Source organism: Paramicrobacterium humi, from assembly GCF_900105715.1.
GTDB classification, from domain to species: domain Bacteria; phylum Actinomycetota; class Actinomycetes; order Actinomycetales; family Microbacteriaceae; genus Paramicrobacterium; species Paramicrobacterium humi.
The window spans coordinates 2,949,467-2,974,917 of the sequence record NZ_FNRY01000001.1 but is presented as its reverse complement, the minus strand read 5'-3'; the positions used below and the strand labels follow the sequence as shown (position 1 = coordinate 2,974,917).

General features: G+C 67.2%; 22 protein-coding genes and 1 pseudogene. 7 read left to right on the top strand and 16 right to left on the bottom strand.

Features of this window, described 5'->3' with window-relative positions; genetic code table 11:
- Positions 1-54: 54 nt before the first annotated feature.
- On the bottom strand, positions 55-975 hold the full coding sequence (locus tag BLV49_RS14710; RefSeq protein ID WP_091186244.1) for a heme o synthase: 921 nt from the start codon (positions 973-975) through the stop codon (positions 55-57).
- Between the two features lie 288 nt (positions 976-1,263).
- On the opposite strand from BLV49_RS14710, the gene tkt reads away from it, so the two are divergent.
- The 6 genes and pseudogenes from tkt to pgl all read left to right on the top strand — a co-directional run bounded on the left by tkt (position 1,264) and on the right by pgl (position 9,404).
- Entirely contained in the window at positions 1,264-3,357 is a 2,094-nt protein-coding gene (gene tkt / locus BLV49_RS14705; protein WP_091186240.1) for a transketolase, read from the top strand.
- Between the two features lie 25 nt (positions 3,358-3,382).
- On the top strand, positions 3,383-4,492 hold the full coding sequence (gene tal / locus BLV49_RS14700; RefSeq protein ID WP_091186238.1) for a transaldolase: 1,110 nt from the start codon (positions 3,383-3,385) through the stop codon (positions 4,490-4,492).
- Entirely contained in the window at positions 4,489-6,099 is a 1,611-nt protein-coding gene (locus tag BLV49_RS14695; RefSeq protein ID WP_091186237.1) for a glucose-6-phosphate isomerase, read from the top strand. Before tal ends, BLV49_RS14695 begins: the two co-directional genes overlap by 4 nt.
- A gap of 38 nt (positions 6,100-6,137) precedes the next feature.
- Positions 6,138-7,681: pseudogene (gene zwf / locus BLV49_RS14690) on the top strand (glucose-6-phosphate dehydrogenase).
- Positions 7,678-8,637, top strand: a complete 960-nt coding sequence (locus tag BLV49_RS14685; protein ID WP_091186234.1) for a glucose-6-phosphate dehydrogenase assembly protein OpcA — start codon at positions 7,678-7,680, stop codon at positions 8,635-8,637. The pseudogene zwf and the gene BLV49_RS14685 overlap by 4 nt, the downstream one beginning before the upstream one ends.
- Positions 8,634-9,404: a 6-phosphogluconolactonase gene (gene pgl / locus BLV49_RS14680; RefSeq protein WP_091186230.1), complete on the top strand. Its 771-nt coding sequence runs from the start codon at positions 8,634-8,636 to the stop codon at positions 9,402-9,404. Before BLV49_RS14685 ends, pgl begins: the two co-directional genes overlap by 4 nt.
- A gap of 65 nt (positions 9,405-9,469) precedes the next feature.
- On the opposite strand, the gene BLV49_RS14675 is transcribed toward pgl, so the two are convergent.
- From BLV49_RS14675 to uvrA, 10 genes are all read right to left on the bottom strand, one after another.
- Entirely contained in the window at positions 9,470-9,838 is a 369-nt protein-coding gene (locus BLV49_RS14675) for an RNA polymerase-binding protein RbpA (protein ID WP_091186226.1), read from the bottom strand.
- Positions 9,839-9,847: 9 nt separating this feature from the next.
- Positions 9,848-10,099, bottom strand: coding sequence for a preprotein translocase subunit SecG (gene secG / locus BLV49_RS14670; protein ID WP_091186222.1), 252 nt, complete (start codon positions 10,097-10,099; stop codon positions 9,848-9,850).
- Between the two features lie 82 nt (positions 10,100-10,181).
- Complete coding sequence (tpiA, locus tag BLV49_RS14665; protein WP_091186219.1) at positions 10,182-10,973, bottom strand: triose-phosphate isomerase; 792 nt, start codon at positions 10,971-10,973, stop codon at positions 10,182-10,184.
- A complete protein-coding gene (locus BLV49_RS14660; protein WP_091186215.1) occupies positions 10,961-12,175 on the bottom strand; it encodes a phosphoglycerate kinase in 1,215 nt (404 codons plus the stop codon). The genes tpiA and BLV49_RS14660 overlap by 13 nt, the downstream gene beginning before the upstream one ends.
- Positions 12,176-12,194: 19 nt before the next feature.
- A complete protein-coding gene (gap, locus tag BLV49_RS14655; protein ID WP_091186212.1) occupies positions 12,195-13,199 on the bottom strand; it encodes a type I glyceraldehyde-3-phosphate dehydrogenase in 1,005 nt (334 codons plus the stop codon).
- Positions 13,200-13,302: 103 nt separating this feature from the next.
- On the bottom strand, positions 13,303-13,929 hold the full coding sequence (locus tag BLV49_RS14650) for a superoxide dismutase (protein ID WP_091186209.1): 627 nt from the start codon (positions 13,927-13,929) through the stop codon (positions 13,303-13,305).
- Between the two features lie 114 nt (positions 13,930-14,043).
- A complete protein-coding gene (whiA, locus tag BLV49_RS14645) occupies positions 14,044-15,024 on the bottom strand; it encodes a DNA-binding protein WhiA (RefSeq protein ID WP_091186205.1) in 981 nt (326 codons plus the stop codon).
- A 31-nt stretch (positions 15,025-15,055) separates the two neighbouring features.
- Positions 15,056-15,934 carry an RNase adapter RapZ gene (gene rapZ / locus BLV49_RS14640; RefSeq protein WP_091186201.1) on the bottom strand — a complete coding sequence of 293 codons (879 nt, stop codon included), beginning with the start codon at positions 15,932-15,934 and terminating at the stop codon, positions 15,056-15,058.
- 41 nt (positions 15,935-15,975) lie between these two features.
- Positions 15,976-17,844 carry an excinuclease ABC subunit UvrC gene (gene uvrC / locus BLV49_RS14635; protein ID WP_091186198.1) on the bottom strand — a complete coding sequence of 623 codons (1,869 nt, stop codon included), beginning with the start codon at positions 17,842-17,844 and terminating at the stop codon, positions 15,976-15,978.
- Positions 17,845-20,736, bottom strand: coding sequence for an excinuclease ABC subunit UvrA (gene uvrA, locus BLV49_RS14630; RefSeq protein WP_091186195.1), 2,892 nt, complete (start codon positions 20,734-20,736; stop codon positions 17,845-17,847).
- 80 nt (positions 20,737-20,816) lie between these two features.
- Here uvrA and BLV49_RS14625 point away from each other — a divergent pair, with 80 nt between their 5' ends.
- On the top strand, positions 20,817-21,482 hold the full coding sequence (locus tag BLV49_RS14625) for a protein-L-isoaspartate(D-aspartate) O-methyltransferase (RefSeq protein ID WP_245723671.1): 666 nt from the start codon (positions 20,817-20,819) through the stop codon (positions 21,480-21,482).
- On the opposite strand, the gene BLV49_RS14620 is transcribed toward BLV49_RS14625, so the two are convergent.
- From BLV49_RS14620 to BLV49_RS14600, 5 genes are read right to left on the bottom strand one after another with little or no spacing between them, the layout of a single operon-like run.
- Complete coding sequence (locus tag BLV49_RS14620; RefSeq protein WP_091186183.1) at positions 21,451-22,005, bottom strand: hypothetical protein; 555 nt, start codon at positions 22,003-22,005, stop codon at positions 21,451-21,453. The genes BLV49_RS14625 and BLV49_RS14620 overlap by 32 nt on opposite strands.
- Positions 22,002-23,303, bottom strand: coding sequence for a DUF58 domain-containing protein (locus BLV49_RS14615; RefSeq protein WP_091186179.1), 1,302 nt, complete (start codon positions 23,301-23,303; stop codon positions 22,002-22,004). Before BLV49_RS14615 ends, BLV49_RS14620 begins: the two co-directional genes overlap by 4 nt.
- The gene (locus BLV49_RS14610) at positions 23,300-24,274 is read right to left on the bottom strand and encodes an AAA family ATPase (RefSeq protein WP_091186176.1); all 975 of its coding nucleotides are present in this window, start codon (positions 24,272-24,274) and stop codon (positions 23,300-23,302) included. Before BLV49_RS14610 ends, BLV49_RS14615 begins: the two co-directional genes overlap by 4 nt.
- Positions 24,271-24,744, bottom strand: coding sequence for a hypothetical protein (locus tag BLV49_RS14605; protein WP_143034066.1), 474 nt, complete (start codon positions 24,742-24,744; stop codon positions 24,271-24,273). The genes BLV49_RS14610 and BLV49_RS14605 overlap by 4 nt, the downstream gene beginning before the upstream one ends.
- Positions 24,741-25,433 carry a DUF4129 domain-containing protein gene (locus tag BLV49_RS14600; protein WP_091186170.1) on the bottom strand — a complete coding sequence of 231 codons (693 nt, stop codon included), beginning with the start codon at positions 25,431-25,433 and terminating at the stop codon, positions 24,741-24,743. Before BLV49_RS14600 ends, BLV49_RS14605 begins: the two co-directional genes overlap by 4 nt.
- Positions 25,434-25,451: the final 18 nt, after the last annotated feature.

The window sequence follows — 25,451 nt, the reverse complement described above, 5'->3', positions numbered from 1 at the left end:
CCCCGTCCGTCGAGCGTGGGCGCTCCGCCTCGGACGGCCGGCGCTCCGCCGACGTCAGAAGGGAAGCAGCGGGTCGATTCCGACGGCGAGGAACAGCAGCGACAGGTACGTGATCGACCCGTGGAACACGCGCATCGGCGACGCGTCCGAGTCGCGGATCGCGCGGTTGTAGAGGCGGTGCGTCTCGTAGATGAACCAGCCGCCGGCGACGAGCGCGATGGCCGTGTACGTGATCCCCATGGGCGCAACGGGAACGAGCAGAAGCGAGCACGCGACGGTCGCCCACGCGTACAGGATGGTCTGCAGACCGACGACGGCGCGGCCGCGCACGACGGCGAGCATGGGGACGCCGACTTCCTTGTAGTCGGCCCGGTACTTCATCGAGAGCGGCCAGTAGTGCGGCGGCGTCCACAGGAACACGACAGCGAACAGGATCCACGGCTCCCAGCTCAAGGAGCCCGTCACGCTCGTCCAGCCGATCAGCACGGGGAAGCATCCGGCGATTCCGCCCCAGATGATGTTCTGCTCCGTGCGGCGCTTGAGCCACAGCGTGTAGACGACGACGTAGAAGAAGATCGCGACGACCGAGAGCGAAGCGGCCAGCAGGTTCGTCGTGAGGGCCAGCCATACCGTCGACCCGATCGCGAGCACCCACGAGAACACGAGGGCCTCACGCGGGGTCAGCTCCCCCGTCACGAGCGGACGGTTCTCGGTCCGCTTCATGTGCTTGTCGATGTCGCGGTCGATGTAACAGTTGAAGGCACCGGCCGACCCCGCGCTCATGGCGCCGCCGATGACCGTGGCCGCGATGAGCCAGAGACTCGGGATGCCGTCATACGCGAGAATCATCACGGGCACCGTCGTGACGAGCAGAAGCTCCATCACGCGAGGTTTCGTCAGAGAGAAGTAAGCGGCGGCCTTGCGGCGGAACCCGATCCGGTCAGACGGGCGGGGGGTCTGAATGGCGACGTCCATTGCTCCTCAAACTATTCTCTGGCTCGGACAATTCTATGCCATCGGGCCTGAGAGCGTCCCCGCTCCCCGAGAGCGACGGAACAAATCACCCCCGTAATACGTTGTCAACCGTGTGGGACCAGCGGGTATGCGTTCCCTATACTGGGGGTGCTCGCCTACCTTCGCGGTGTCCGCGTCACATCAATCGTGATTCACCTCGACTCCGCGACGTGCCAAAGTAGCCAAATGTGCGTGTAAACGCTTCGGCGGGCCGTCAGGCCCGGACGACAACCAGAAGGGTCAGATAACGTGGCAGCTCTGCAATGGGACTCCATTGACAACAAGGCGGTCGACACCGCACGCGTCCTCGCGGCAGACGCCGTTGAGAAGGTCGGAAACGGTCACCCGGGAACGGCCATGAGCCTCGCCCCGGCCGCGTACCTCCTGTTCCAGAAGGTCATGCGCCGTGACCCGAGCGACGACAAGTGGCTCGGCCGCGACCGCTTCATCCTCTCCGCGGGTCACACCTCGCTCACCCAGTACATCCAGCTCTACTTCGCCGGAGACGGCCTCGAGCTCGACGACCTCAAATCTCTTCGCACGTGGGGCTCCCTGACCCCCGGCCACCCCGAGTACGGCCACACCAAGGGCGTCGAGATCACCACCGGACCGCTCGGCCAGGGACTGTCCTCCGCCGTCGGCTTCGCGTACGCCTCGCGCTACGAGCGCGGCCTTTTCGACCCGGATGCCGCTGAGGGAACCAGCCCGTTCGACCACTTCGTCTACGTGATCGCCAGCGACGGCGACATGGAAGAGGGCGTCACGAGCGAGGCCTCCTCCCTCGCCGGCCACCAGCAGCTCGGGAACCTCGTCGTTCTCTACGACAGCAACCAGATCTCGATTGAGGACGACACGAACGTCGCGTTCAGCGAAGACGTCGCCGCCCGCTACGAGGCATACGGCTGGCACGTGCAGACCGTCGACTGGAAGAAGACGGGCGAGTACGTCGAAGACGTGCAGGAGCTCTTCGACGCGATCGAGACGGCGAAGTCCGAGACGGGAAAGCCGTCGCTCATCGTCCTCAAGACGATCATCGGCTGGCCCGCTCCGAACAAGCAGAACACCGGCAAGATCCACGGCTCCAAGCTCGGCGGCGAAGAGCTCGCGGCTGTGAAAGAGGTGCTCGGCTTCGACCCCGAGCAGCACTTCGAGGTCTCCGACGAGGTGATCGAGCGCACTCGCGGCGCGATCGAGCGCGGGAAGACCGAGCGTGAGCAGTGGCAGAAGGGCTTCGACGACTGGAAGGCCGCGAACCCGGAGCGCAACTCGCTGCTCGAGCGGCTCCTGGCCGGCGAGCTGCCCGATGGCACCGCGGACGCACTGCCGAGCTTCGAGGCCGGCACCGACGTCTCCACCCGCGCGGCATCCGGCAAGGTGCTCGCCGCACTCGGCCCTGTCGTTCCCGAGCTGTGGGGCGGCTCCGCCGACCTCGCTGAGTCCAACAACACGACGATCCCGGACGCCGCATCGTTCATCCCCGCAGAGCACTCGACGGACGAATGGAGCGGAAACCCCTACGGGCGCGTGCTGCACTTCGGCATTCGCGAGCACGCGATGGCCGCGATCCTCAATGGGATCGTGCTGCACGGACCGACGCGCCCCTACGGCGGAACGTTCCTGATCTTCAGTGACTACCAGCGCCCCGCTGTGCGCCTCGCCGCCTTGATGGACATTCCGAGCGTCTTCGTCTGGACCCACGACTCCGTCGCGCTCGGCGAGGACGGCCCGACGCATCAGCCGATCGAGCAGCTGTCAACGCTACGCGCGATCCCGAACCTCACAGTCGTCCGTCCGTCGGACGCGAACGAGGTCTCGTACGCGTGGCTTGAGATCCTGAAGCGCCGCGGCGGCCCGACCGGCATCGCGCTGACCCGCCAGAACATCCCCGTGTTCGAGCGTGGAGACGGTGAGGCCTCCGGCGACACCTTCGCGGCGGCATCCAACGTTTCGAAGGGCGCCTACATCCTCGCGGAAGCGCCGAACGGAACCCCCGACGTCATCCTTATCGCCACGGGATCCGAAGTGCAACTCGCCGTCGAGGCGCGCGAGCAGCTCACGTCGGAGAACATCAACGCGCGCGTCGTCGCGGTTCCCTCGCTCGAGTGGTTCCACGAGCAGGACGCCGCGTACCAGGAGAAGGTGCTTCCCGCGGCCGTCACTGCGCGCGTCTCGGTCGAGGCGGGCCTCGACCTCACCTGGCGAAGCATCGTCGGTGACAAGGGGCGCTCGGTCTCCATCGAGCACTTCGGCGCATCGGCCGACTACAAGACGCTGTTCCGCGAGTTCGGCATGACGACCGAAGCCGTCGTGAACGCTGCCAAAGAGACGCTCGGCGCCAACTGAGGCCGAGCAGAGGAGAGAAGAATCAATGACTGAGACACCTACTGCGAAGCTTTCCGACGCCGGCGTGAGCATCTGGCTCGACGACCTCTCGCGTGAGCGCATCCAGACCGGAAACCTCACCGAGCTCATCGAGAAGAAGAACGTCGTCGGCGTCACGACGAACCCGACGATCTTCGCGAAGGCGATCAAGAACGGTGACCGCTACTCCGACCAGGTGGCGTCCCTCACCGCAGACGGCAAGAGCGTGGACGAGGTCGTGTTCGAGCTGACCACGGACGACGTGGCTGCGGCATCCGACATCTTCCGACCGATCTACGACGCGACAAAGGGCTTCGACGGCCGGGTGTCGATCGAGGTCGAGCCCGGTTTCGCCCGCGACGCCGACAAGACCGTCGCCCAGGCGAAGCAGCTGTGGGAAAAGGTCGACCGCCCGAACGCCTACATCAAGATCCCCGCGACCGCGGAGGGCCTCGAGGCGATCACCGCGACGATCGGCGCCGGCATCAGCGTGAACGTGACGCTGATCTTCAGCCTGCAGCGCTACCGCGAAGTCATCAACGCGTACCTGACGGGTCTCGAGCAGGCCAAGGCCGCCGGCATCGACCTCTCGGCGATCCACTCGGTCGCCTCGTTCTTCGTGTCGCGTGTCGACACCGAGATCGACAAGCGGCTCGACGCGGTCGGAAGCGACGAGGCGAAGGCGCTCAAAGGCAAGGCGGGAATCGCCAACGCGCAGCTCGCGTACCAGGTTTTCGAGCAGGAGTTCGCGTCGGAGCGCGCGACGGCGCTGCTCGAGGCCGGCGCGAACAAGCAGCGCCCCCTGTGGGCCTCGACAGGTGTCAAGGACCCCTCGCTTCCCGACACCCTGTACGTGACGAACCTCGTCGCGCCGAACGTCGTGAACACGATGCCCGAGGCAACGCTCGACGCGACCTTCGACCACGCCGAGATCACGGGCGACACCGTCACCGGAAACTACGACGAGGCCAACGACGTGCTCGACCGCGTCGCAGCGCTCGGCATCTCGTACGACGAGGTCACGCAGCAGCTCGAGGACGAAGGCGTCGACAAGTTCGTCGTCTCCTGGAAGGAACTGCTCGACGACGTGACCACCGCAATGGAGGCCACGAAGTGAGCTTCAAGATCCATGTGAGCGGGGCGGCCGAACAGGCCGTCCGCTCCGCGGTCCCGCAGCTGGTCGCCGATCTCGTCGCCTCGGGAATCACCGACCAGAACCCCACGCTGTGGGGCCCTGACGCGGAGTCCGAGTCGGCGAAGCGGCTCGGCTGGACGGAGGCCGTGTCGGTCTCACGTCCCCTCGTGCCGGAGATCCTCGCGCTGCGCGACAAGCTTCACGCGCAGGGGGTCGACCACATCGTCCTCGCCGGAATGGGCGGCTCGTCGCTTGCGCCTGAGGTCATCACCCGCACCTTCGGCGTCGAGCTGACAGTGCTCGACTCGACTGCGCCCGGACAGGTTCTCGCTGCGCTCAACGACCGCCTTGCGGCGACGGCGATCGTCGTTTCGTCGAAGTCAGGCTCCACCGTCGAGACCGACAGCCAGCGCCGCGTTTTCGAGCAGGCGTTCACGGATGCCGGGATCGACGCGCGCGAGCGCATCATCGTCGTGACGGACCCGGGCTCGCCGCTTGACGGTTCCGCGCGCGACGAAGGCTTCACCGTCTTCAACGCCGATCCCAACGTGGGCGGCCGGTACTCGGCGCTCACCGCCTTCGGGCTCGTCCCGTCGGGGCTCGCCGGCGTCGACATCGCCGCGCTTCTCGACGAGGCCGAGTCGGTGCTTGTCGAGCTGTCGATCGACGACGAGCACAACCCCGGTCTCATTCTCGGCGCCGCGATTGCCGCGACGTCGCCGCGCAAGGACAAGCTGGGCATCGTCGCCGACGGTACCCACATCGTCGGCTTCGCCGACTGGGCCGAGCAGCTGATCGCTGAATCGACCGGCAAGTCCGGCACCGGCATCCTGCCTGTCGTTCTCGACCCCCTCGCGCCTGAGCTCGAATCGCGTCCCAGCGATCTTCAGATCGTGCGCATCGTCGACGACGCCGACGCCATCCACTTGCTCCCCCGCGATCGCCACGAGGGCGAGATCCTCGTGAGCGGCACGCTCGGCGCTCAGATGATCGTGTGGGAGTACGCCGTCGCCGTCGCGGGACGACTGCTCGGCATCAACCCCTTCGACCAGCCCGACGTGGAGTCCGCGAAGGCCGCCGCTCGCGGACTTCTCGACGAGCGCCCTGAGGCGACGCCCGCCGCGTTCACGGACGGCGGCATCGAAGTCCGCGGCGACGCGAGCGTGCTGGGCGACGCCTCGGACGTCGGCGGAGCCGTGAAGGCGCTCCTGGCACAGCTGCCGGAGGACGGCTACGTCTCGATCCAGGCGTACGTCGATCGCCTCGCGCTGCCCCAGCTCGAAGGACTGCGCAGCATGGTCGCGGCGATCGCCGGGCGCCCCGTCACCTTCGGATGGGGACCCCGCTTCCTGCACTCGACCGGTCAGTACCACAAGGGCGGCCCCGCACAGGGCGTGTACCTGCAGATCACCGAGAAGACCTCGACCGATCTCGAGATCCCCGGTCGTCCGTTCACGTTCGGCCAGCTCATCGAGGCTCAGGCCGCCGGCGACGCGGGAGTGCTGCGCGAGCACGGCCGCCCGGTCATCACCCTGACCCTCACGAACCCGCAGGACGACGTACTCGCGCTGTTCGAGGCCATCAACTAGTCACGAGTCCGTGCACCGCCGATTCGTCAAGGAGCCGAATGTCCCCGGTGGAAATCACCCCTGAATACAATCCGCTGCGCGTCAGCAGCGACCGGCGACTCAACCGCATCGCCGGACCGAGCGGCCTCATCATCTTCGGCGTGACAGGAGACCTGTCGCGCAAGAAGCTGATGCCGGCCGTGTACGACCTGGCGAACCGGGGACTTCTTCCCCCGGCTTCGCACTCGTGGGCTTCGCGCGCCGCGACTGGGAAGACCAGGACTTCATGGCGGTCGTGCACGACGCGGTCAAGGACCACGCGCGCACGCCGTTCCGTGAGGAGGTCTGGGAGCAGCTCGCGCAGGGCATCCGATTCGTGCCGGGGGAATTCGGCGACGACGACGCGTTCAAGCGCCTCGGCGACGTCATCGATGAGCTCGACCGCGACCGGGGAACGATGGGCAACCACGCGTTCTACCTGTCCATCCCGCCGAAGGCGTTCCCACAGGTGACGGAGCAGCTCAAGCGCTCCCGACTCGCCGAGCAGAAGGACGGCCAGTGGCGACGCGTGGTCATCGAGAAGCCGTTCGGAAGCAACCTTGAGACCGCGCGCGAGCTCAACGACGTCGTCGAGTCGGTGTTCCCGCCGGACGCGGTGTTCCGCATCGACCACTATCTCGGCAAAGAGACGGTGCAGAACATCATGGCACTGCGCTTTGCGAACCAGCTGTTCGAGCCGATCTGGAACGCGAACTACGTCGATCACGTTCAGATCACGATGGCCGAGGACATCGGGGTCGGCGGTCGCGCCGGATACTACGACGGCATCGGCGCTGCGCGCGACGTGATCCAGAACCACCTGCTGCAGCTGCTCGCGTTGACGGCGATGGAAGAGCCGAACTCGTTCGACGCCGCCGACCTTCGCGCCGAGAAGGAGAAGGTGCTCGCCGCCGTGCGACTGCCCGACGATCTCGCGACCGGCACCGCTCGCGGACAGTACGCGGGAGGACTGCAGGGTGGCGAGAAGGTCGTCGGGTTCCTCGACGAGGAGGGCATGGACCCGCACTCGACGACGGAGACGTTCGCAGCCATGAAGCTGCACATCAACACGCGTCGGTGGGCCGGCGTCCCGTTCTACCTGCGCTCCGGCAAGCGCCTGGGCCGTCGAGTGACCGAGATCGCCGTCGTGTTCAAGCGCGCCCCGCAGTACCTCTTCGCGGAGGCGCAGACGGCGGAACTGGGTCAGAACGCGCTCGTGATCCGGGTGCAGCCCGATGAAGGGGTGACAATCCGGTTCGGCTCCAAGGTTCCCGGCGCCGGAATGCAGGTCCGAGACGTGACAATGGACTTCGGCTACGGCCACGCCTTCACCGAGGCCAGCCCGGAAGCGTACGAGCGGCTCATCCTCGACGTGCTCCTCGGCGATCCGCCGCTGTTCCCCCGCCATGAAGAAGTCGAGCTGTCATGGAAGATCCTCGACCCGATCGAGGAGTTCTGGGCCGCCCAGGGCGGACCCCTCGAACAGTACGACCCGGGCTCTTGGGGCCCCGAATCCGCTGATGCCCTGCTCGCCCGCGACGGCCGCACCTGGAGGCGCCCATGATCATCGACATGCCGGACACCACGACGAGCGCGGTATCGAAGCGACTCGTCACGCTGCGCGAGGAAGGCGGCGTCGTCGCACTCGGTCGTGTGCTCACCCTCATCATCGTCGCTAACCGCGGCGAAGAGGAAGACGCGATCGAAGCGGCGAACGAAGCCTCGCGTGAGCACCCCATGCGCGTGATCGTGATCTCCCGGTCAATCGAGCCGGAGGGCGACGAGCCGCGCATCGACGCGCAGATCCGCGTCGGCGGCGACGCGGGCGCCAGCGAGGTCATCATTCTGCGAGCCTGGGGTGACGCATCCCAGAACAAGGTCAGTCTTGTCACGCCGCTTCTGCTGCCGGACGCGCCGGTCGTGGCCTGGTGGCCGGGAGCCGCCCCGGAGAACGTATCCGACTCCCCCATCGGCAAGCTCGCCCAGCGGCGCATCACCGACGCGTCCGCGCACAGCAATCCGCACCTCGCGCTCGAGTCGCTCGCCCGCAGCTACAAGCCCGGCGACACGGACTTCGCGTGGACGCGCCTGACGCTGTGGCGTGGCCAGCTGGCAGCGGTGCTGGATCAGCCGCCATTCGAGCCGATCACGGCCGTGCAGGTGACGGGCGCCGCCGACTCGCCGTCGACCACTCTGCTCGCCGCGTGGCTGCAGATGCAGCTGCAGGTTCCCGTGGACTACGAGCTCACGCATTCGGTGCGCGGCGTCGGCGGCATCCACGGGGTGGAGATGGAGCGCGCGTCGGGAACGATCTCTCTCGAGCGTCCCCTCTCCAACGTCGCGACGCTGGAGATCCCCGGCCAGCCGACGCAGGACATCGCGTTGCCGCGCCGCAACCTCCGGGACTGCCTCGCCGAGGAGCTTCGTCGCCTGGACCCGGACGTGCTGTACGGTGAAGTCATCACACGGGGCCTGGCGGGACTCGAATCCCCGGCGGACGCGGCGGAGGAGAATCGATGACGAACGAGCGGCGAGTTCTCGTCCACAACGATCGCGCGGCCCTCGCTGCCTCGCTCGCGGCGCGATTCCTCACGAAGGTCGTTGACCTGCTCGATCAGAAGCAGCGTGTCAACGTCGTGCTCGAGGGCGGACGCGTCGCGATGGACGTGCTGCGGCAGGTGAACGAGAACCCTGCGCGGGATTCCGTGGACTGGTCGCGCGTCCACTTCTGGTGGGGCGACGAGCGTTTTGTGCCGACCGGTGACGCGGAACGCAACGACGCGAAGGCGCGCGACGCGCTGCTCGATCACATCGACGTACCGGCATCCAACATCCATCCCATGCCCGCTGCTGACGGCGAACTGAGCCTCGACGACGCCGCTGCGGCCTATGAGGCGGAGCTCCGCGCCAACCCCGACGGCGATCTTGGCATGCCGCGGTTCGACATCACGTTTCTCGGAGTGGGTCCCGACGGGCACACGGCGTCGCTGTTTCCCGAGCACCCGGAAGTGCTCGAGAAGGACGCGCTTGTTCTGCCGGTGCGGAACTCGCCGAAGCCGCCGCCAGAGCGCATCACGCTCACGCGCCCCGCGCTGAACTCCTCGCGTCGCATCTGGGTCGAGATCGCCGGAGCGGACAAGGCCTCGTCCCTCGGTCTCGCTCTTGCCGGCGCGGCATACTCGGAAGTCCCGATCGCCGGCATCAAGGGCCGCCGTCGCACCGTGTTCTTCGTGGACCGCGAGGCCGCAGCGGAAGTTCCGGAGAACCTGATCTCGCAGTCGTACTGACAAGCACACGACGAAGGGGCCGGCGATCTTTCGATCGCCGGCCCCTTCGTCGTGTGTCAGCCGCCTCAGCTAGCCGGGGCAGCGGTTCCCCGGCGTTGCCGCAGCTGATCGAGAGCATCGGACAGAAGCTTCTCAGCCTCCTCGTCGGTGCGACGCTCCTTCACGTAAGCGAGGTGCGTCTTGTACGGCTCCACCTTCGATGCGGCGGGCGGGTTGTTCTTGTCGCGACCGGCCGGCAGACCCGTCGTCGGAGAGTCGATGGTCTCCGGGATCTCCTCGTCGGGAACATCGGCCGCGAAATAGCGGACTGTCTCGTTGCCGAGCGAATCCCAATACGAGATCGCCACACGGTCGGCGTGGTGCCCGTGGTCCTGCTCCCCCATGGGACCGGAACCGACGCGCGAACCTCTGATTGCGCTGCCTCCTACTGGCACCTGATCCTCCTAGACGCCCGAATGGAATTTGGTGATGAGCCCGAGCACGACGATGCAGGCGAACCAGACCAGTCCGAGCAGCACCGTGATGCGGTTGAGGTTGCGTTCCGCCACCCCGGACGCGCCGAGGTTCGAGCCCATGCCGCCGCCGAACATGTCGGAGAGGCCGCCGCCGCGCCCCTTGTGCAGCAGAATGAGGAACGTGAGCAAGAGGCTCGTGATGCCGAGCAGCACTTGCATGATGACCTGGAGAATATCCACGAAGGACCTTTCTTGGGCGAAACCGGGTGCGGGCGACCTCGTCGATTATACGCGAGTCCGCGCCGCAACCCGGGTTCGGCGGCTAGACGCCGACGTGCTTCTGATAGCGGGCGATGTTCGAGAACTCCGTGACGTCGAGGCTGGCCCCGCCGACAAGAGCGCCGTCGACGTTCGGCTCGCGCATGAAACCCGCGATGTTCCCGGACTTCACCGATCCGCCGTACAGGATCCGGGTGCGCGCGGCGGCATCGTCACCGAGCGCCTCGGCGATGACGCCGCGCAGCGCAGCCGCGACGGCCTCAGCCTGGTCGGGCGTCGCCGCCTGACCGGAGCCGATCGCCCAGACGGGCTCGTACGCGACGACGATCTCTGCATCAGCCGACACGCCCTCGAGCGCCGCCCGGAGCTGAGCGACGGGGACCGCGCTCGAACCGTGCTTCTCGAGATCCTCGGCGGTCTCTCCGACGCAGATCACCGGCACGATGCCGTGCTTCAGCGCGGCAGCCGTCTTCGCACGGACGACCTCATCGGTCTCAGCGTGAAGAGTGCGCCGTTCCGAGTGCCCGATGATGACGTAGCGACAATCGAGCTGCGACAGGAACGCCCCCGAGATCTCTCCCGTGTAGGCGCCGGAGTCCTGCGCCGAGACGTCCTGCGCCCCGTACGCGAGGGGCAGCTTGTCGGCGGAGACCAGCGTCTGAACGCTCCGGAGGTCGGTGAACGGCGGGAAGACCGCGACCTCGACGGAATCGAAGTCGTGCTTTGCGTCCTGGAGACTCCACGCGAGCTTTTGCACGAAAGCGATCGCCTGCAGGTGATCCAGGTTCATCTTCCAGTTTCCGGCGATGAACGGGGTGCGTTTCACTGTTGCCATCCGAGTACCTCCAGGCCGGGCAGCCGCTTGCCTTCGAGGAACTCGAGGCTCGCTCCGCCACCGGTTGAAATGTGGCCGAACTGATCGTCAGAGAAGCCGAGCGCGCGTATAGCGGCAGCGGAGTCACCTCCGCCGACGACGCTGAGCCCCTTCACTGTCGTGAGCGCTTCCGCGACGGTCTTGGTTCCCGCCGCGAACGCGTCGAACTCGAATACGCCCATGGGACCGTTCCAGAACACTGTCGTCGACGCCGAGATCCGCTCCGCGAATGCCGCAGCGGTCTTCGGACCGATGTCGAGCCCGATGCCCTTGTCGCCGTAAGGGGTGTCTTCGATGGCGTCGACGTCGCGCACGACGTGATCGGCATCCGCAGCGAAACTCGCGGCGACGACGACGTCCTCCGGGAGGAGGATGTCCACGCCAAGCTCCTCGGCGTTGGCCAGGTACTTCTTCACCGTGTCGATCTGGTCCTCTTCGAGGAGGCTCGAGCCGACCTTGTGACCGAGGGCCGCGAGGAAGGTGAACAGCATTCCGCCACCGATGAGCAAGGCATCGACGCGCGGCAGAAGGTGCCCGATGACTCCGAGCTTGTCGGAGACCTTCGACCCGCCCAGCACGACGGCGTAGGGCCGCTCGGGCTTGGCGGTGAGCCGTTCGAGCACGTCGAGCTCTTCGGCGATGAGGGTTCCGGCGGCGCTCGGCAGGAGCTGCGGCAGATCGTAGACGCTTGCCTGCTTGCGGTGCACGACGCCGAAGCCGTCGGAGACGAATGCATCGCCGAAGGCGGCGAGCTGCTCGGCGAACGCTCGCCGTTCGGCGTCGTCCTTGCTCGTCTCCCCCGGGTTGAAGCGGAGGTTCTCGAGAAGGGCGATCTGACCGTCGGCGAGACCGTCCACGGCATCCCGTGCGCCCTGTCCGACAGTGTCGGAGGCGAACGTGACCGGGCTGCCCAGGAGTTCGCTCAGGCGCTGTGCAACCGGTGCGAGACTGTACTGCGCATCGGGCGCGCCCTTCGGACGACCGAGGTGCGAGATGACGACGACGCGGGCGCCCGCGTTGAGCAGGGCGTTGAGGGTCGGCAGAGACGCGCGAACGCGTCCGTCGTCGGTGATGACCCCGTCCTTCAGAGGGACGTTGAGGTCACACCGGACGACGACGCGTTTGCCGCTCAGCGAACCCAGCGATTCAAGAGTGCGAAGCACGCTGATTGTCCTGAGCCGCTTAGAGGCGCTCGGCGACGTACTCGGTCAGGTCGACGAGTCGGTTGGAGTAGCCCCACTCGTTGTCGTACCAGCTCGAGAGCTTCACCTGGTTGCCGAGGACGCGCAGCAGCCCGGAGTCGAAGATCGACGAGTGCGGGTCGTTGACGATGTCGCTCGAGACGATCTCGTCCTCTGTGTACTTCAGGATTCCCTTGAGCGGGCCCTCTGCGGCCTCCTTGTAGGCCGCCTTGATCTCGTCGACCGTGACGGGGCGCGAGGCCTCGACCGTCAGGTCGGTGATCGAGCCGGTCGGGACCGGAACGCGAAGCGCGAAGCCGTCGAGCTTCCCCTTCAGCTCCGGAAGCACGAGGCCGATGGCCTTCGCTGCACCCGTCGAGGTGGGGACGATGTTGATCGCGGCTGCGCGAGCACGACGCAGGTCCTTGTGCGGTCCGTCCTGCAGGTTCTGGTCGGCCGTGTAGGCGTGAACCGTTGTCATCAGACCGCGCTCGATGCCGAACTTGTCGTTGAACACCTTCGCGAGCGGCGCGAGGCAGTTCGTGGTGCACGAAGCGTTGGAGATGATGTTGTGGTTCGCGGGATCGTAGTCCTGCTCGTTCACACCCATGACGAACGTCGCGTCCTCGTCGGTCGCGGGGGCCGAGATGAGCACCTTCTTGGCGCCGGCCTCGATGTGCTTGCGCGCGTCGGCGGCCTTCGTGAAACGTCCGGTCGACTCGATGACGATGTCGACGCCGAGCTCGCCCCACGGCAGGTTCGCCGGGTCGCGCTCTTCGAAGACCTTGATGGCCTTGCCGTCGACGGTGATCTGCTCGCCGTCGTAGTCGACCTGCGCGTCAAGGCGGCCGGTGATCGAGTCGTACTTGAGGAGGTGGGCGAGTGTCTTGTTGTCGGTGAGGTCGTTGACCGCAACGATCTCGAGGTCACTGCCCTTGGCGAGAGCCGCGCGGAAGTAATTGCGGCCGATGCGGCCGAACCCGTTGATACCGATCTTTACTGACAAGGATGAACTCCTGTAACTGGGCGCTGGAAAGCGCGTTTTCAATGGTCTCGAGAGAGAACAGGGACGAGCTGTCCCAGGCAGGGCCCGGGACAACCCTGTCTGATTACGAGAGTATCAGCAGCCCTGAGGTCTTCTCACGAGCGGTGGTGAAGCGCTGCTGCACATTCGCCCAGTCGACGATGTTCCAGAACGCCTTCACGTAGTCGGCCCGGACGTTCTTGTAGTCCAGGTAGTAGGCGTGCTCCCATACGTCGAGGAGCAGCACGGGAATCGTGCCCGCGGCGAAGTTCGACTGCTGGTCGAAGAACTGCTGCACGATGAGCTTCTGGCCGATCGAGTCCCAGACCAGAGCGGCCCAGCCGGAGCCCTGCACGCCGAGAGCGGCGGCCGTGAAGTGGGCCTGGAACTTGTCGAACGAGCCGAAGTTGTCGGCGATGGCGGACTCGAGCTCACCCGTCGGCTTGTCGCCGCCGTTCGGGGACATGTTTGTCCAGAAGATCGAGTGGTTCACGTGACCGCCGAGGTTGAAGGCGAGATCCTTCTCGAGCTTGTTGACGTTCGCGAGGTCTCCCTTGTCGCGCGCTTCGGCGAGCTGCTCGAGCGCCTTGTTCGCGCCCGTCACGTACGCCTGGTGGTGCTTCGAGTGGTGGAGCTCCATGATCGTGCCGGAAATGCTCGGCTCAAGTGCGCCGTAGTCGTATCCAAGCTCAGGAAGCGTGTATTCAGCCATTTAAATCTCCTCGTTCGATCGACGCGCAGTTGACTGCGCGTAGCACTGAGTGACGTGTTCAGTCTAGTCGCGCTGCCGTTTGCCGCTAGTCGTCGCGAGCTGCATGACGACGTGCTACTCGCGCTCGAGCTCCGTGGGAAGGCCCGACTGGGTGTCCGGGACGCCGAGCTCCTTCGCGCGCTTGTCCGCCATCGCGAGCAGACGGCGGATGCGTCCGGCCACGGCGTCCTTCGTCATCGGCGGGTCGGCGAAGTGACCGAGCTCGTCGAGGCTCGCGTCGCGGTGCATGACACGCAGCTGCCCGGCGTAGCGCAAGTGATCGGGGATGTCGTCGCCGAGAATCTCCATCGCGCGTTCGACGCGCGCGCACGCCGCGACGGCTGCTTGAGCCGAGCGACGCAGGTTGGCGTCGTCGAAGTTGACGAGCCGGTTCGCCGTGGCGCGCACTTCCCTGCGCTGGCGAAGCTCTTCCCAGTCGCTGACGGTGTTGTGCGCGCCCATCGCCGTGAGCATGGCGCTGATCGCTTCGCCGTCGCGGATGACGACACGATGGATGCCGCGAACCTCGCGCGCCTTGCCGGTGATCCCCAGCCGGCCGGCAGCGCCGACGAGCGCCATGGCGGACTCGTTTCCGGGGCACGCGACCTCAAGGGCCGCCGAGCGACCCGGGTCGGTCAGCGTTCCGCGGGCGAGGAACGCGCCGCGCCAGACGGCGGCGAGTTCGTCGCGGGAGCCGGTCGTGAGGCGGTTCGGCAGGCCGCGGATCGGGCGCTTGCGCGCATCGAGAAGCCCGGTCTGCCGCGCGAGCGTCTCGCCGCCGGCGAGCACGCGCACGAGGTAGTACGTTCCCCGCCGCGCTCCCGACGGTGACAGTGCCGACGCCTCGCTGCGCACTCCGTACAGCTCCGCGAGGCTCTTGCGCACGCGCTGCGCCAATTGCGGAGTGTCGAGCTCCGCTTCGATGGCGATGCGGCCGGAGATGATGTGCAGTCCCCCGCTGAAGCGGAGGATCGACGCGAGCTCTGCCGCCCGCACCGAGTTGCGGGTCTCGTTGACGGCGGTGAGTTCGTCCTTGACGTCGGCAGTGAGTGCCAATCGTTGTCCTATCTGGTCTGATGCCCGTTGATCATTCGCGTCCGAGGTCACGGTGCTTGACCGTGACGGCCACGTTGGGCTGGCTGGTGATGAGAGCGGCGAGGCGTTCGGACATCGCGACGGAACGGTGCTTTCCGCCCGTGCAGCCGACCGCGATGACGGCATGCCGCTTGTTCTCCTTCTGGTAGCCCGCGAGAACGGGCTTGAGGGCTGCAGCGTACGCGGTGAGGAACTCCTCGGCGCCGGGCTGGTCGAAGACGTAGTCGGTGACTTCGGTATCGAGGCCCGTGTGCGCGCGCAGTCCCGGAACCCAGAAGGGATTCGGCAGGAACCTCGCGTCCGCAATCATATCCGCGTCCGTGGGGATGCCGTACTTGAAGCCGAAGCTCATCACCGTCACTTGCAGGCCCGGCGTGTTCTCGGCCGCGAAGAGATCCCGCACCGTGGAACCGAGCTGGTGCACGTTGAGGTCGGTCGTGTCGATCACGACATCGCTGATCTCGCGGATGGCGGCAACGCGTGCTCGTTCGATGCGGATGCCGTCGAGGATCGTGCCGTCGCCTTGCAGCGGGTGGGGGCGACGCACAGCCTCATAGCGCCGCACGAGAGCGTCGTCGGATGCGTCGAGGAACAGGACGCGCAAGTGCGTTCCCTCGCGCAGGCCTTGGAGCATGGACCGCAGGTCGGCGAAGAAATCTCTGCCGCGGACATCGACGACGGCCGCGAGCTTCTCCGTGCCCTCGGCGCGTTCCGCGAGGTCGACGAGCGGGCGAAGCATCTGCGGCGGAAGATTGTCGACGACGTACCACTCGAGATCTTCCAGCGCGTTGGCAACCGTCGAACGGCCTGCGCCGGACATCCCCGTGACGATGAGGACTTCCTGGCTGGAGTCGTTCGGGTCAGTTGTCATGGTCTCGGCTTTCCTCCGGCGTGTCGTGGCTCACGACAAGACTACCGAGTGTGCAGTCGCGCGTGTATCGTCTGAGCGAGCACAGGGCCAACGCCCGGCACTGTGGCGATCTGCTCGGGGCTCGCCGCCTTCAGTCGCGCGACCGAGCCGAAGTGGCCGAGGAGCCGCTTGACGCGAGCGGGACCGACGCCGGGAACCTCGCCGAGCACGGAGCTGATGTCCTTCTTCCGCCGCTGACGCTGGTAGCTGATCGCGAAGCGGTGCGCTTCGTCGCGCAGCCGCTGGATGAGGTAGAGCGCCTCGCTGTTGCGCGGAAGGATCACGGGATAGTCGCTGTCGGGCAGCCACAGCTCCTCGAGCCGCTTCGCGATTCCCGCGAGCTGGATGTCGGTGCGGCCGGATTCCTCGAGGGCGCGCTGGGCCGCCGCGACTTGCGGCTGCCCGCCGTCGACGAGCAGCAGCTGTGGCGGGTAGGAGAAGCGCCGCGGCGTCGTCTCCCCCGCAGGCTCATCGCGGTTCGGCTCCTCGTCGAGGTGGGAGAGTCGACGGGTGAGCACCTGGTAGATCGAGTCGGTGTCGTCAGTCGACTCGGCGATCGAGAACTTCCGGTACTGGTCCTTGCGCGGCAGCCCGTCTTCGAACACGACCATGGACGCCACGATGTTCGTCCCCGACAGGTGCGAGACGTCGTAGCACTCGATGCGCAGCGGAGCCTGCTCCATCCCGAGGGCGTCCTGAACGTCGCCGAGCGCCTGACTGCGCGTCGCGAAGTCCGCGCTTCGCCTCGTCTTGTGAAGCATGAGCGATTGCTTCGCGTTGAGCGTCGCCGTCTCCATGAGAGCAGCCTTCTCCCCACGCTGCGCTGTCTTCACGCGAACGCGGCCCTTGCCGCGCTGCTCGGCAAGCCAGACCGCGATCTCGTCGGCGTCTTCGGGAAGCACCGGCACGATGATCTCGCGCGGGACGTCTGCGCCCGGAGCGCTGTAGGCGGTGCGCACGACACCCTCGACCAGATCTCCCGTCGAGACGTCAAGCTCCTTGTCGACCGTCCATGACCGCACACCGCGGATGCGCCCGCCGCGAACGACGAACTGCTGCACGGCCGCGGAGAGCTCATCGTGCTCGATGCCGAAGAGGTCGGCGTCGACCGAGTCCTTCATGACGACGGTGCTCTTCGCGAGGACCGCTTCGAGGGCCTGGAGCTTGTCGCGGTAACCGGCCGCCGCCTCGTAGTCCTGGCGCAGGGCGGCATCCTTCATCCGCTCGGTCATCTCCCGCGTGAATCGCTTGTCGTTGCCGCTCATGAAGCTGACGAAGTCATCGACGATGCGCCGGTGCTCCTCGATGCTGACCTTCATCGAGCACGGTCCGCCGCAGCGACCGATCTGACCGGGGAAGCACGGCTTGCCGCTCTGCATCGCGCGCTTGTAACTCGAGTCCGAGCACGTGCGGATGGGGAACGCCTTGATCATGAGGTCGATCGTGTCGTGCACCGCCCAGACCTTCGGGTACGGCCCGAAATAGCGCGCGCCGGAAATGCGGGGATTGCGCGTCACCATCACGCGAGGGGCTTCGTCGCCGAGAGTCACTGCGAGGTACGGGTACGTCTTGTCATCGCGGAACTTGACGTTGAACGGCGGATCGAACTCCTTGATCCACGTGTACTCCAGTTGGAGCGCCTCGACGTCGCTTCCGACCACCGTCCACTCGACGCCCGCCGCCGTCGTGACCATGCGGCGGGTGCGTTCGTGCAGGCTCGACAGCGGCGCGAAGTAGTTGCTGAGTCGCGCGCGCAGGTTCTTCGCCTTGCCGACATAGAGCACCCGCCTGTTCTGGTCGCGGAAGCGGTACACGCCGGGCTGCGTCGGGATCTCCCCCGGTCGGGGCCGGTACACGAGATGCTGCGCCATCTAGCCTGCTTTGCGCTCGTCAGCGCGTTCCGCATCGAAGATCTCCTTCAGGAACACGCCCGTGTGGCTCTTCTTCGACGCTGCGATCTTCTCCGGCGTGCCCGTCGCGATCACTCGGCCGCCGCCTGCGCCGCCCTCGGGCCCGAGGTCGATCACCCAGTCCGCGGACTTGATGACATCGAGATTGTGCTCGATGACGATGACGGTGTTTCCCTTGTCGACGAGACCGCCGAGCACCTTGAGCAGCTTCTGCACGTCTTCGAAGTGCAGTCCCGTCGTCGGCTCATCGAGAACGTACACGCTTCGGCCGTTGGAGCGTCGCTGCAGCTCGGTCGCGAGCTTCACGCGCTGCGCCTCGCCGCCGGAAAGGGTCGTGGCGCTCTGCCCGAGCCGCACGTAGCCGAGGCCGACGTCGACGAGAGTCTTCAAGTAGCGGTGGATGGCCGTGATCGGTTCGAAGAACTCCGCCGCCTCCGAGATCGGCATGTCGAGAACCTCGGCGATGTTCTTGCCCTTGTAGTGCACCTGGAGCGTGTCACGGTTGTACCGCGCACCACCGCACACTTCGCACGCGACGTACACGTCAGGCAGGAAGTTCATCTCGATCTTTATCGTGCCGTCACCCGAGCACGCCTCACAGCGGCCGCCTTTGACGTTGAAGCTGAAGCGACCCGGGAGGTATCCGCGGGTCTTCGCCTCTGTCGTCTCCGAGAAGAGGGTGCGGATTCGGTCGAAGACGCCCGTGTATGTCGCCGGGTTCGAGCGCGGGGTGCGGCCGATCGGCGCCTGGTCCACGTGGACGACCTTGTCGAGGTGCTCGAGGCCGGTGATGCGTGTGTGCTTTCCGGGTACCTTGCGCGCTCCGTTGAGCTTGTTCGCGAGCACGCGGTAGAGGATGTCGTTGACGAGCGAGGATTTGCCCGAGCCGCTCACGCCCGTGACGGCGGTGAAGGTGCCGAGCGGGAAGTCGACGCTCACATTCCGCAGGTTGTTCGCGGAGGCGCCGACGACCGAGAGCATGCGGTCGGGGTCGACCGGGCGCCGCGACTCGGGAGTCTCGATCTGGCGGCGGCCCGACAGGTAGTCGCCCGTGAGGGAGGACGTGTTCGCGAGCAGCTCGGACAGGTCACCCGAGTGCACGACGGTTCCGCCGCCCTCGCCCGCGCCTGGCCCGATGTCGACGATCCAGTCCGCGGTGCGAATCGTGTCTTCGTCGTGCTCGACCACGATGAGCGTGTTCCCGAGGTCGCGGAGCGCGACGAGGGTCTCGATGAGGCGGCGGTTGTCGCGTTGATGCAGGCCGATGCTGGGCTCGTCGAGAACGTACAGCACGCCCGTGAGTCCGGAGCCGATCTGCGTGGCGAGGCGGATGCGCTGCGCCTCGCCGCCCGAGAGCGACCCGGCGGATCGCGAGAGCGTCAAGTAGTTGAGGCCGACCTGGATCAGGAAGTCAAGGCGCACCTTGATCTCGCGCAGCACTTGCGCGCCGATGCGCACGTCTCGGTCGTTGAGGGTCAGCGTCTCGAAGAAGTCGCGCGCGTCGGTGAGACTCAGGTTCGCGGCATCCGCAATGCTCGAATCGTTCACGAGAACGGCGAGGACCTCGGGCTTCAGCCGCTTCCCGTCGCACGTGGGGCACGGCACCTCGCGCAGGTACTCGGCCCAGCGTGCACGCTGCACGTCGGTCTCCGCCTGCATGTACTGTCGCTCGATGTAGGGGATCACGCCTTCGAAGCCGGACGTGTAGGAGACTTCCCGGCCGTAGCGGTTGCGCCACTTGACCTTGACCTTGAAGTTCTCCCCGCGCAGCACGGCGTCCTTCACGCGCTTCGGCAGTTTCGTCCACGGTGTGTCGAGGGAGAAGTCCAGGTCGTTCGCGAGACCGACGAGAAGCTTCTCGTAGTACTGGTACAGTCCCTTGCCCTGCGTCGTCCACGGCACGATGACGCCTTCGTTGAGGCTGAGCTCCTCGTCGCCGAGCAGCAGGTCGGAATCAACGGACATGCGCGTGCCGAGGCCCGAGCACTCGGGGCATGCGCCGAACGGCGCGTTGAACGAGAAGGTGCGCGGCTCGATCTCGCTGAGCTGGATCGGGTGGTTGTTGGGGCACGAGAGCTTCTCGGAGAAGGTGCGGACCGCGTCGGGGCCCTCAGCATCGACGAAGCTGACCTGTACGGTGCCGTCGGTGAGGCGCAGCGCCGTCTCGAGGGAATCGGTGAGGCGCGTGAGGATGTCGGGGCCGGCGACGAGACGGTCGACGACTACTGAGATGTCGTGCTTGTAGGACTTCTTGAGCGTGGGCGGATTGGACAGCTGCACGGTCTCGCCGTCGACGACAGCGCGAGCGTAGCCGGACGCCGCAAGCTCGGCGAACAGGTCGACGAACTCGCCCTTCTTCTGCGACACGACGGGGCTCATGACCATGTAGCGCGTGCCGGATTCGAGCTCCATGAGCTGGTCGGCGATCTGCTGAACGGTCTGCCGTTGGATAGGCTCGCCACACTCGGGGCAGTGGGGAACGCCGATGCGCGCCCACAGCAGTCGCATGTAGTCGTACACCTCGGTGATGGTGCCGACCGTGGACCGAGGGTTGCGGTTCGTCGACTTCTGGTCGATCGACACGGCCGGGCTGAGGCCTTCGATCACGTCGACGTCGGGGCGGTCGACCTGGCCCAGGAACTGGCGGGCGTATGCGGAGAGCGACTCGACGTAGCGACGCTGGCCCTCGGCGAAGATCGTGTCGAACGCGAGCGAGGACTTTCCGGACCCGGACAGCCCGGTGAAGACGACGAGGGAGTCGCGCGGAATCTCGACGTCGACATTGCGCAGATTGTGTACGCGGGCACCGCGAACGGTGAGCTTCGAGGCAGAGGAAACAGGTGAGATCGTCACCTGTCAATTCTACGGGGAGCCACCGACAGCGACCTGAGAGCGGGCTTCCCCTCGCCCGACAAGCGGGCCACAATGAGGACATGGGCGCGGATGAGGGACCGTACGATCGTGCGCGAGCGAGAATGGTCACGGAAGACCTGCGCGATCGCGGAATCGACGACGAGCGCGTGCTCGCAGCCATGGCCGAGGTTCCGCGAGAGGAATTCGTCACGCATCGTGACCGCGACGGCGCGTATGAGGACCATCCGCTTCCCATCGCGGAGGGGCAGACGATCTCACAGCCCTACATCGTGGCGTTGACCCTCCAAGCGGCACGGCTTCGCCCCGACCATGTCGTGCTCGACATCGGCACCGGCTCCGGATACGCGGCCGCGGTCGCGTCGCGTGTGGTCTCCCGCGTCGTGTCGATCGAGCGGCACGCGGCTCTCGCCCGCCGAGCGGCATCCGTTCTCCGTTCCCTCGGCTACGACAACGTGACCGTCGTGATCGGCGACGGCACGCAGGGCGTCGGCGATGCCGCTCCGTTCGACGCGATCCTGTCGGCGGCAGCGTCGGGCTCGATCCCGGAGAGCTGGTTCGAGCAGCTCGCCCCCGGCGGCCGCATCGTGGCTCCTGTCGGCCACGGCTGGGGTCAGCGACTGCACTCCGTGAAGCTGCGCAAGGATGGCACTCGGGTGGTCACCGACCTCGGCGGCGTCGCGTTCGTGCCGCTCGTCAGCGACGATCCGCTCCCGCCGCGCGGCTGAGCGGAAGCACGAGGAGCACGGCCAGCGCGACGGCCGCTGCGGCGCCGACAGGGGCGAGCACGGTGATCGGGGGCCACTCGCGCGACGTGCCCGACGCGAGCACGAGGGCGACCGCGAGGAGAACCTGGCACGGTGCCTGAAGGAGCAGGTAGTCCAGCGCGGGCCGTGTGAGGGTCCGCGCGCCGATCGAACCGCGCAGCGGCAGCAGCACGGTGAAGCCCGCGAGCAGATGCACGAGGTGGATGCCGGCGAGCACCGCGTACGCTCGCCCGTCGAGCGGGTCAGGGGTACGCGCGAGCGCTGTGAGGCCGATCGCGAAGATGAAGAACCACGCCGCGTAGCTGCGCGGCACGATCACAGCGGCCAGCCCGATTCCGCCGCAGACGACGAGCCAGAAGCCGGGCGGGACGGCTACAGCGCACAAGGCGCCTATCACGAGGGCGAGCGCGCCGCGCAGGACGGTCGCGGGAATCCGCGTCCCCGTCGCAAGTTCTGCGTGAGCGCGTCGCATCGCCGTGCTCATGCTCGCCTCCGCCGGGACAGTGCGAGAAGCGACGCCTCCACCTCGGCGTCGCTGCCCCAGCGGAGCAGCTCCACGCCGACCGCCTCGAGAGCGCCGAGCCGGTCTCCGCGCTCGAGCATGAGGATGCGGTGTGCGGTGGCCTGCTCGCGAGTGAGGCGGTCGCGGACCGGTTCGGGGAGCACATCGATGGCGATAACACGGTGGCCGCTCGCCCGCCACATTCCGGCGAGTCGCCCGGCCTCGTCATCGAGGAACGGTGAGATCACGTACACGAGCGCGCCCGTCGGCAGCACCGGTGCGCGGCGTCGCAGCCAGGAGGTGCCGTGCGCGCGCGTCGCCGCGATGGCCGCGCGCAGTCGCGCGAGGTGCCGCGCGCCCGAGCCGCGCCGCACGTGCGGCGCGCCGAGGCTGAGGTCGTGGAAGGCCACTTGATCGCCATTCTCCACGTACGCGGTGGCGAGCGACGCCGCCGCCTCACGCGCGAGGTCGAGCGAGAGCGTCCCGGTCAGTCGCGGGTCGCCATCAGGCCACTCGGCGACGACCTCACCGACGTCGGTGCCCGAGTCCATGACGAGAACGATCGAGGCGTCGCTGAGCGCGGACGTGCGTCGAACGTACAGATCGCCGGGACGTCGCGAAAGGCGGGCCGTGGCCTTCCAGTCGACGCGCCGCAGCCGGTCGCCCGGAGCGAACGGGTGGATGTCGCGGAATTCTCCCCCGTCGCCCGGCCGAGCGGACTCGTGGGATCCCGACAGACCCTGAAGGCGCGCGGGAAGCAGCAACCGGCTGAGCGGACGAACGACGGGCGGAATCGTGCAGCCGACGGCGACAGGCTCACTCGGTGCGGTGAAGAATGCCCCGTCAGCGGTGAACAGCCGCAGTTGCGCCTCGGCGACCGTGACGGGACCGGAGTGCAGCGCGGGCATACGTCCGCGAAGCGACAGCTCGTGCCGAGCGGAGAGCATCAGCTCGTGGTCCTCCACTCCCCCGGTGCGCACGCGCAGCTGCGCGAGCCGGGCGGGCTCCGCGGCGTCGACGCGAAGCGTGAACGGCACGGTCAGCCCACCGTGCGTCCTGTCTGGATTCTCGGCGGAGATTCGGATGCCGCTCTCGCCAGGCGATCGCGGCCGCCCCTGCCAGCGCAGGGCTGCCCACAGCACGAGGGGCACCCCGAAGCACCCGATGTCGGGTCGTGATGCGACGACGGCAACGCCAAGCAGCAGAAGCCCGACGATGATCGCGGCGGCGAACGCGCGCGTGGGGTGCCACACGGTCCGCATGCGCGCCGAGTCGCTCATGCTCCGCTCGGCACGGTGGGCGGTCCCGCGACGGCGCCGATCACGCTCGCGACGATGTTCTCCGCCTTCGTGCCGTTCGCCCAGGCCTGCGCTGTGAGCGAGAGACGGTGCGCGAGCACGGGCACGGCCACACGCTTCACGTCATCGGGAGTGACGTAGTCGCGGCCCGCGAGCACCGCGAGCGAACGGGCGACGAGCAGAAGCGCCTGCGAGCCACGCGGCGACGCGCCGACCTGCACTGCTCCGTCGCGGCGCGTGGCCGCGGCGATGTCGACGCAATAGCGGGCGATGTCCGGATCAACGTGCACGCGCTCGACTCCTTCCTGCATCCCCAGCAGCGTGTTCGCGTCGATGACGGGCTCGACTGTCGCGACCTCGTGCTGCCGGGCCACGCGAGCGAGGAGGATGCGCTGCTCTCCCTCCGCATCGGGGTAGCCGACGGCCAACCGGACCATGAAACGGTCGAGCTGCGCCTCCGGGAGCGCGTACGTTCCCTCATACTCGATGGGGTTCGAGGTGGCGACGACGTGGAACGGCTGCGCGAGCGGAAAACGCCGCCCCTCCACGGTCACTTGCCCTTCCGCCATGGCCTCGAGCAGTGCCGACTGCGTCTTCGGCGTCGTGCGGTTGATCTCGTCGGCAAGCAGCAGTCCCGTGAAGATCGGTCCGGGCCGAAATTCGAACTCACCGGTTGACGGGGAGTACACGAACGAACCGGTGACGTCCGAGGGCAGCAGGTCCGGGGTGCACTGCAACCGGCGGAAGTCGAGCCCGAGCGCGGCGGCGAGGCTTCGCGCCGCGAGAGTCTTGCCGAGGCCTGGCACGTCTTCGAACAGCACATGCCCGCCGGCGAGGATGCTCGCGAGGGCGACCTCGAGCGGATCGTCCATATCGACGGCGACGCTTCGCACGCGCTCGAGCACGTGGCCGCCGAGCTCGGCGATGCGGGAGACGCTGAGGGATTCGGTCATGAGTTCTCCTTCTTCGTGAGGGTGCTCAGACGGTCAAGCACAGCATTGATGTGCGCGAGACTGGGGGCCGGGTCTGCTCCAGGACGCAGCACGCGACGCGCATGCGGTCCGAGGAGTCGCGCGATCTCCGTCTCGTCGCCGGCGTCGTCGAGATCGAGACTGCGCCGCTCCAGCCTCACTCGGGCGAGCTCACGCACGCGCTTGATTCCGGCATCTCCGATCCCGCTTCGCTGGGGACGCAGCGACCAGCCGAGCCGAGAGACATCATCGCGGCGGCCGGCGGGTCGCTCGAGCTCGCGGTCGGGCCAGGTGAGCTCCTCGGCCGAGGGACGACACAGCCACAGCACGCCGAGCATAACGACGATCAGTGCGACGGCAATGCAGAATTCCAACGCGAGGCCGACGACCCAGAGGATGCCGCCGAGCGCGGCGCCCACGAGGGCGATGCCGATCAGCCGCCCTGCGCTCACGACCACCGCTCCCTCAGTGTCTCGAGGTATGCCGTCGCGCGGACGACGTCGGCAGCGGTCGCTCGATGACCGCCGAAGCGCACTCCCTGGTACAGCGCGAGCAGCTCGCGCACTTCGTGCTCGGCGCCGAGCCGGGCGATTGCGGCGGCCGTGAACTCGGCGGCCGTCTCCGCGGGGCGACGGTGAAGCCCGCTGTCCTCGGCGGACTCCTCCAGCCCCAGCCACGCGGCGATGATCGCGTCGCCTGGAGGTCGCTCCTCTCGGATCTGAACGAGCGCGTGCGCAATGCCGCGGCGGATGACCGCGGGCGGCACGTCGGCTTCGGCAGCGGGAGTGCTCGCGACCTCGCCGCCGTCGCCTTGCGGCGCGCCCGTGAGGGACGTTGTGAATCGCCGCGGCGTGCGCTGGCGCAGGCGAAAGAGGATGTAGGCGAGGACGACGACCGCGATGAGTGCGAGGACAACGATCACGAGAAGTGGATTGACATGGGCGGCGCCGTGCACCGGCGTGGGTGCCGGACTCGCGCTCTGGTCGGCGTTGTCGAACGCGGGACGTTCGGGAAGGTCGCTCGGCGCTATGCGCCACGAGGTGTCCCATCGTGGCGCCGTGAACGTCGCGGCCCCCTGGAGGGCCGCCGCGAGCACGATAACGACGCACAAGACGGCGGCGACAACGAAAAGTCGCCTCACCGGGCGCCGCCTCGTCTG

What these genes read in the sequence shown, in the direction of transcription:
- pgl (WP_091186230.1), top strand. Translation starts at nt 8,634, where the DNA reads ATGACGAACGAGCGGCGAGTTCTCGTCCACAACGATCGCGCGGCCCTC.
- BLV49_RS14620 (WP_091186183.1), bottom strand. Translation starts at nt 22,005, where the DNA reads ATGAGCACGGCGATGCGACGCGCTCACGCAGAACTTGCGACGGGGACG.
- uvrC (WP_091186198.1), bottom strand. Translation starts at nt 17,844, where the DNA reads ATGGCGCAGCATCTCGTGTACCGGCCCCGACCGGGGGAGATCCCGACG.
- BLV49_RS14610 (WP_091186176.1), bottom strand. Translation starts at nt 24,274, where the DNA reads ATGACCGAATCCCTCAGCGTCTCCCGCATCGCCGAGCTCGGCGGCCAC.
- BLV49_RS14650 (WP_091186209.1), bottom strand. Translation starts at nt 13,929, where the DNA reads ATGGCTGAATACACGCTTCCTGAGCTTGGATACGACTACGGCGCACTT.
- BLV49_RS14615 (WP_091186179.1), bottom strand. Translation starts at nt 23,303, where the DNA reads ATGAGCGACTCGGCGCGCATGCGGACCGTGTGGCACCCCACGCGCGCG.
- rapZ (WP_091186201.1), bottom strand. Translation starts at nt 15,934, where the DNA reads ATGACAACTGACCCGAACGACTCCAGCCAGGAAGTCCTCATCGTCACG.
- BLV49_RS14685 (WP_091186234.1), top strand. Translation starts at nt 7,678, where the DNA reads ATGATCATCGACATGCCGGACACCACGACGAGCGCGGTATCGAAGCGA.
- tpiA (WP_091186219.1), bottom strand. Translation starts at nt 10,973, where the DNA reads ATGGCAACAGTGAAACGCACCCCGTTCATCGCCGGAAACTGGAAGATG.
- tal (WP_091186238.1), top strand. Translation starts at nt 3,383, where the DNA reads ATGACTGAGACACCTACTGCGAAGCTTTCCGACGCCGGCGTGAGCATC.
- BLV49_RS14625 (WP_245723671.1), top strand. Translation starts at nt 20,817, where the DNA reads ATGGGCGCGGATGAGGGACCGTACGATCGTGCGCGAGCGAGAATGGTC.
- BLV49_RS14710 (WP_091186244.1), bottom strand. Translation starts at nt 975, where the DNA reads ATGGACGTCGCCATTCAGACCCCCCGCCCGTCTGACCGGATCGGGTTC.